The organism is Spirillospora sp. NPDC046719 (assembly GCF_040645715.1).
GTDB lineage: Bacteria > Actinomycetota > Actinomycetes > Streptosporangiales > Streptosporangiaceae > Spirillospora.
Genome location: NZ_JBEYYT010000061.1, coordinates 26,742 through 33,184, shown reverse-complemented (window position 1 = coordinate 33,184; position 6,443 = coordinate 26,742). Strand labels below are relative to the sequence as shown.

The following is a 6,443-nucleotide window of genomic DNA, read 5'->3' as shown; positions in this document are numbered from 1 at the left end:
CGGAGCCGGCCCCCTGGTACACCACCCCCCCCCCGCCCCCCGCCCCCCCCCCGCCCCGCCCCCCCCCCCGGGCCCGGGGGCGGCGGGGCGAACCCGGTTCAGTGCGCGGTCCCGCCGGTGGCGGGAGCACGGCCGTGCCGCATCACCAACGCCGCGATCAGGGCGACGACGGTGGTCCCGGCGACGAACCAGAAGCCCAGCTCGTAACCGCGGTCGGAGTACAGGCCCGGGATGTCGACGGCCGGGTTCGGCCGCCCCGCCACCGCCACGACGGCGCGAACGGGATGGGCGTGGTTGAACGCCGTGGCCGCCGCGACGCCGACGGCCACGCCGATGGTCTGCATGACGGCCAGCATGCCCGCGCTGACGCCCTGCTGCTCCTGCGGTACGGCCTCGACGATGAGGTTGGGCGCGGAGGCGTAGTAGCCGCCGATCGCCGCGCCGAAGGGAAGGGCGAGCAGCAGCAGGGTGACCCAGCCGAAGGGGCAGACCGCGAAGCCGACACCGGTCGCGGCCATCACGGTGAGGGCCAGCAGCATCGGCCGGCGGGGACCGACCTTGCGCGCCCAGGCGCCGGCCAGCGCTCCGGTCACCATGCTCAGCAGAGCCAGCCAGATCGCGATGTGGGTGGCGTAGCCGGTCAGCGACCATCCCTCACCGTAGGAGTAGCCGGGCTTCAGTGCGACGTCGACGGCCTGCGGAGGGAGCTTCACGCCTGCGGCCTGCGCCTTCTGTATCGCCCCTCCCGCCACCATCTGCGCAGCGGTGTGAGACTCCGGCGACTGGGTCATGTAGGGGATCGCATAGGACTGCACGCCGATGATGAAGGCCGCGAAGAGCGCCACGAACAGGGTCAGGCTGACCTTCGGGTTGACCAGGAGCCGCACGTCCATGACGGGGTGGCTCACGCGCCGTTCGACCACGCCGAAGACGGCGATGAGCACCAGCCCGGCGAGCAGCCACGCCCATGCACGGGGACGTGCCCATCCCCAGTCCTGTCCCTTGTCGATGTACAGCAGCACGAGTCCGATGCCGGCGGCGAGCAGGAGCGCGCCGGCGATGTCCAGGCGCCCGCTGGTCCGCAGCTTCGACTCGGGGACCACGAACCAGACCAGCGGCATCATGACGACCGTGTAGCCGAGCAGCACCCAGAAGATCGCGCGCCAGCTGTAGTCGTCGACGAGCCAGCCCCCGAGGACCGGGCCGAGCAGGGCGGAGAAGCCCAGGCCGGTGGCGGTGACGCCCATGCCGAGCGGCACGTACCGGCGAGGCAGCAGGTCGCGGATCAGCCCGTAGGCGATGACGGCGGTGGCGACGGCGATGGCCTGGAGCGCGCGCCCGAGCAGGAACAGCGTCCATGAACTGGTGAGGGCGCAGACCCCGCAGCCGACGATGAAGAACAGCCCGCAGGCGAGGAACATGCGCTTCTTGCCCCAGATATCGGACATCTTGCCGATCAGTGGGGACGCCGCCGCGCCGACGAGACCATAGACGATCATCGACCAGGTGATGTTGGCCCCGACTCCCGGGAAGCTCGGTGAGATCTTCTGCAGTGCCGCGGCCACGATCGTGTACTGGACCGGCGCGACCTCGGTGAAGAGCACGATCACGGTGAGAATGGCGAAGACCCGAATTCGGGAGGCGTCCTCGAGGCGTCCCGGATCGTTTCCGGATGCCTCCGCGTGGAGGGTGGGGGTGGTGGACATGTGCGCTCCGACTGTCCCGGGGGTGGCGCCGCGCCCGACATATGATCATTATCGGGCGGGCTTTTCGGAACAGTGGCACGGGATTTCTCGGCCGCCCGCACGGGCGTCCATGGAGTGGAACGCACGTCCGGCCTGGGCCACGGGGCACGGGCCGGGGCCCTACGGGATCGAGTACCGTCGGCCTCGTGGCAGGTGACGGGAAGGCACGCGGTCCTTACCGGAAGGGCGTGGAACGCCGCGCGCGCATCCTGCGCGCCGCCCTGGAGCTGTTCGCCCGGACCGGGGACCGCGGGTTCTCGCTCCAGGAGCTCGCCGACCATGTCGGGCTGACCCAGCAGGGGTTGATGCACTACTTCGGAAGCCGTGAGGAACTGCTGCTCGCGGTCCTGCGGGAGCGCGACCGCCTGGACGCCGAGGTCTCCCGCGACATACGCCGTCCCGGCGAGGGGCTGGCGCAGGCGGTCCGCCAGAACATGGACGAGCCGGGACTGGTGCGCCTCTTCACCTCCCTGTCGGCGGCGGCCACCGACCCGGGCCACCACGCGCACGGCCACTTCGCCGACCGGTACCGCGAGCTGACCGCCCTGATCACCGAAAAGCTCGCCGACCAGCAGCGCGAGGGCACGATCAGGGCGGACGCCCCCGCGGAGCACATGGCGCGCCTGCTGCTGGCCGCCGCCGACGGCCTGCAGATCCAGTGGCTGCTGGACCCTTCGCTCGACATGGCCTCGGTGATCGAGACGCTCGACTCGATGTGCCGCGCGCTGCCCGCGACGGACGCGTAGGACGGCCCGGCGCTCTCAGCCCATGAGCGACGTCCGGCGAGCAAAAAAACGTTTTAAGAACGCTGCTCGCCGCTGACCCTAGGCCGCCCATCAAGGTCCGTCAAGACCCAAAAACTGTTGGCACCAGGTTTTCGCAGCTCACACCATAAGCCCAGTACACAGCGCCGATACGAACCATGGAACAGGGCTTGACACCCCTCTCGCGACCGGTGAAGCTCTGCGGGCAGCTCCTAAAACGTTCAAATCCACCCCCTACTGGACGGACGCCCGCGGTCGGCAGGAGCCGAGCGGCTCGGCCTCCCGCGGGCGCCGAGGAGAAGCCCATGACCTCCCACCCCCGTAGACCTCTCCGTGCGGCCCTCACCGCGGCCGCCCTCACGGCCGCGTTGGCCGCCGTCCCCGGAACGGCCGCCGCAGCGCCTCCCACACCGTTCGGTGCCGCGTTCGCCCAGCGGTTCGCCTCGCCCCCGAGTGACTCCAAGCCGAAGATCCGCTACTGGTGGCCGTGCGGTGACATCTCGCCGGCGGCGATCGACACCGAGGTACGCCAGATCGCCGAGCACGGGTTCGGCGCGGCCGAGATCCAATGCATGTTCACGGGCGACCCGGCCAAGAACGGCTGGGGCGGCGAGGTCCTGACCGACCGCCTCGAAGAGGCCGTCGCCGCAGGTCGCCGGTACGGCGTGCACATCGATCTCACGGTCGGGCCGTCGTGGCCGCTGGTGGTCCCCGGACTGACGCCCGACAGCCCGCAGGCCGCGCAGGAGATCGTCTACGGCCGGGCGGTGGTGCAGGGGGGCGCCACCTACTCGGGGCCGCCGCCCGCCGCCCCCGCCCCCAAGCCCGGCGTCACCAGGCAGACACTGGTCGCGGTCCAGGCCCTGCGGTGCCCGTCCGGCTGCTCCGGCGCCAAGCCGGTGAAACTGGACAGGGCGTCACTGGTCGACCTCACGGGCTCGGTGCGGAACGGAGCGGTCACCTGGAAGGCTCCGCCCGGCGGCGAGTGGATGCTGCTGGGTTACTGGCAGCGCGGGACGGGCCAGGCGTCCGTCTCGGGCCAGTCCGTGTCGGGCGAGCCCGCTTACGTGGTGGACCATTTCAGCGCGGCGGGCGCCGGGGCCGCCACCGCGTACTGGGACGAGCACGTCCTCACCCCGCAGCTGCGGAAGCTGCTCAAGGCGAACGGCGGCGACCTGTTCGAGGACTCTCTCGAGCTCGACTCCGCCCAGCACTGGACCGCGCAACTGCCCGCGAGCTTCCAGCGGCTGCGCGGCTACTCGCTGCTGGAGAGCCTGCCGGCCCTGTTCATCGACGGCATCCACCGCCAGTACACCTCCGTAACGCCCGCCGGCACCCCCGACTTCGAGTTCACCGACGGCAGCGGGGCGCGAGTCCGCGACGACTACTACCGGACGCTCACCGACCTCTACATCGGTCAGCATGTGAAGCCGCTGCAGACCTGGGCGCACTCGCGCGGCCTGCGGTACCGCGCCCAGCCCTACGGCACCACCATCGACACGCCGTCCGTCGAGGCAGCCGTGGACGTCCCCGAGACCGAGTCGCTCGGCATGGACGACGGCTACTCGGACGAGCCGTTCAGGCAGGTCTCCAACGGTGCCGTGCATCTGACCGGGCATGGCGTCTTCTCCCTCGAATGCTGCGCCACCTACAACGACGCTTATGGGCAGACGTGGCCGCAGATGCTCAAGCACTTCAACACCGCCTTCGCCTACGGGGTGAACCAGGTCGTCTTCCACGGTTACGCGACCGCCGACGGTCTGGGCGCCACGGGCTGGCCCGGCTTCTCGCCGTTCACGACGCAAGGCGGCAACGGCTTCTCCGAAGCCTGGGGTCCGCGCCAGGCCACGTGGGCGGACACCTCCTCCATCACGGGGTGGACGTCGCGCATGCAGTTCGCGCTGCGTCAGGGGCGCCCGGCGGTGGACCTGGCTCTCTATCGGCAGAGCTACGGCACCGACACCCCGAGCCTCCAAGCGCCCGGATACACCTCCGACTTCACCGGCCCCGACCAGCTCGCCGCCACCACGGTCCGCGATCACCGGCTGGCCCCGGACGGGCCCGGCTACCGCGCACTGATCCTCGACGATCAGAAGACCATGCCGCTGGCGACCGCGCGGCTCCTGCTCGAACACGCGCGCAACGGCCTGCCCATCGTCGTCATCGGCGCCGCGCCCGGCAGGACGCCCGGGGACTACCGGGCGAAGGACCAGGACGCCGAACTCACGGCGACGATCAAGAAACTCCTCGCCGAGCCCTCCGTCCGGCGGATCGACGATCAGAGCGGCCTCGCGGCGACCCTGCGGAACCTCGGTCTGCGTCCGGCGGCCGAACCGAGCGCGACGTCCGGCCTCCTGTCCGCGCGTCGCGTCACGGCCGGCGGCCAGCTGTACTACCTCTACAACCCGACGGCCTCCACGATCAGCACCGACATCTCCCTTGAGGGGAGCGGCACCCCCTACACGATGGACGCCTGGACCGGCGGCACGAAGCCTGTCGGCCGCTATCGCACCGAGGCCGGACGGGTCACCGTGCCGGTGACCCTCTCCCCCGGCGGCAGCACCCTCGTAGCCTTGGGGAACGGAACGGCCCGGCACGTCACGGCGACGACCGGAGGGGAGGTCGTCACAGCCGGTGACACCTCCACCCTCCGCACGACGACTCCGGGCACCTACACGGTGACCTGGGACGACGGCAAGCGGTCCCAGCTCCGCGTGGCTCAGGCCCCCGCCTCGCCGGCACCGGCGGGCTGGAAGCTGACCGTCGAAGACTGGCGCAAGGGAGCCGGCGGTGACCGCGAGACGGTCGAGCACGACCTCGACCTGACCGATCTGAAGCCCTGGTCCCAGATCCCCGACCTGCAGGACGCATCCGGGGTCGGCACCTACACCACGACCGTGCGGCTCGACCAGGCGACCGGCGCCTACCTCGACCTCGGAAAGGTCACCGACACCTTCGAGGTCTCCGTCAACGGCCGGCCCCTGCCTCCGAGCGACCAGGTGAGCCACCGCATCGACCTCGGCGGCCATCTCCGCAACGGCACCAACACCATCACCGTCCGAGTGGCCACGCCCCTGCGCAACCGGCTTCGCGTCACCCCGGGATTCCCGGCCCAGGCGGCCGAGCCCCGGCAGGAGTACGGGCTGATCGGTCCCGTGCGCATCACCCCGTACACCGACACACCGATCACCCGCTGAAGCGCCTTCCCTTCAGAAGCAGTTCGACGAGCGCATTCCGTCTTCCACGCAGGACGGGCATGGCGTCGTCAACGCCGGACGCGCCGCCGCGGACTTCCGCCCGCCTGAGCGGAAACGAGAGGTGTTCCATTGAGTGATATCCCTCGCTCTGCGAGGGATATCACTCTTTACAGTGCTGGGCACGGCACGGGCTTCATCGGCGCCCCGTGCGCGCGAACGGCGATCTCGCCTCAACAGTTGATCTGCAAGGAGCTGTTGCCATGCCCTCCACGGCGGACGATCCGGCCGTCCCGGCGACGATGCCCTTCGTCAAGGTCGTCACCGACGATCCTGAGAAACTGCTGTCGTTCTACGCGGAGGTCTTCGGCTTCAAGGTCATCCAGCGGGTCACGTCCAGCGCGGGAACCGAATGGGAACTCGAGGAGATCATCACGCATGCCGCGGACGATCAGGGCTGCACGCTCGTCCTGCTGAAGTTCCTGGCTCGCGCCATTCCCGCACCCGGTGGGGTCGTCCTGGGCATGCGGGTTCCGGACATCGACGCCGCACTGGAACGCGCGTTGGCCGCTGGAGCAGTGGTCGCAAGGCCCCTGGCGACCGAGGCCGAGCACGGCGTGAAAGTCGTGTTCGTGACGGACCCGGGCGGCAATCTCATCGAGATCATCGAGCCGCTCGCCTGAGCGGAATGCATCGGCGACATCAAGATCCGGCCAGGCGGAGAAGGCATACTCCGCGAC

At 70.2% G+C, this 6,443-nt stretch carries 4 protein-coding genes; 3 read left to right on the top strand and 1 reads right to left on the bottom strand.

Annotated features, from left to right (window positions below; genetic code table 11):
* Nucleotides 1–98: 98 nt before the first annotated feature.
* Nucleotides 99–1,706 carry an MFS transporter gene (locus ABZ914_RS13805; RefSeq protein ID WP_500193291.1) on the bottom strand — a complete coding sequence of 536 codons (1,608 nt, stop codon included), beginning with the start codon at nt 1,704–1,706 and terminating at the stop codon, nt 99–101.
* A gap of 185 nt (nt 1,707–1,891) precedes the next feature.
* On the opposite strand from ABZ914_RS13805, the gene ABZ914_RS13800 reads away from it, so the two are divergent.
* The 3 genes from ABZ914_RS13800 to ABZ914_RS13790 all read left to right on the top strand — a co-directional run bounded on the left by ABZ914_RS13800 (nt 1,892) and on the right by ABZ914_RS13790 (nt 6,386).
* Nucleotides 1,892–2,491: a TetR/AcrR family transcriptional regulator gene (locus ABZ914_RS13800; protein ID WP_500193290.1), complete on the top strand. Its 600-nt coding sequence runs from the start codon at nt 1,892–1,894 to the stop codon at nt 2,489–2,491.
* A 323-nt stretch (nt 2,492–2,814) separates the two neighbouring features.
* Nucleotides 2,815–5,706: a glycosyl hydrolase gene (locus tag ABZ914_RS13795; protein ID WP_500193289.1), complete on the top strand. Its 2,892-nt coding sequence runs from the start codon at nt 2,815–2,817 to the stop codon at nt 5,704–5,706.
* A 260-nt stretch (nt 5,707–5,966) separates the two neighbouring features.
* On the top strand, nt 5,967–6,386 hold the full coding sequence (locus tag ABZ914_RS13790; RefSeq protein ID WP_500193288.1) for a VOC family protein: 420 nt from the start codon (nt 5,967–5,969) through the stop codon (nt 6,384–6,386).
* Nucleotides 6,387–6,443: the final 57 nt, after the last annotated feature.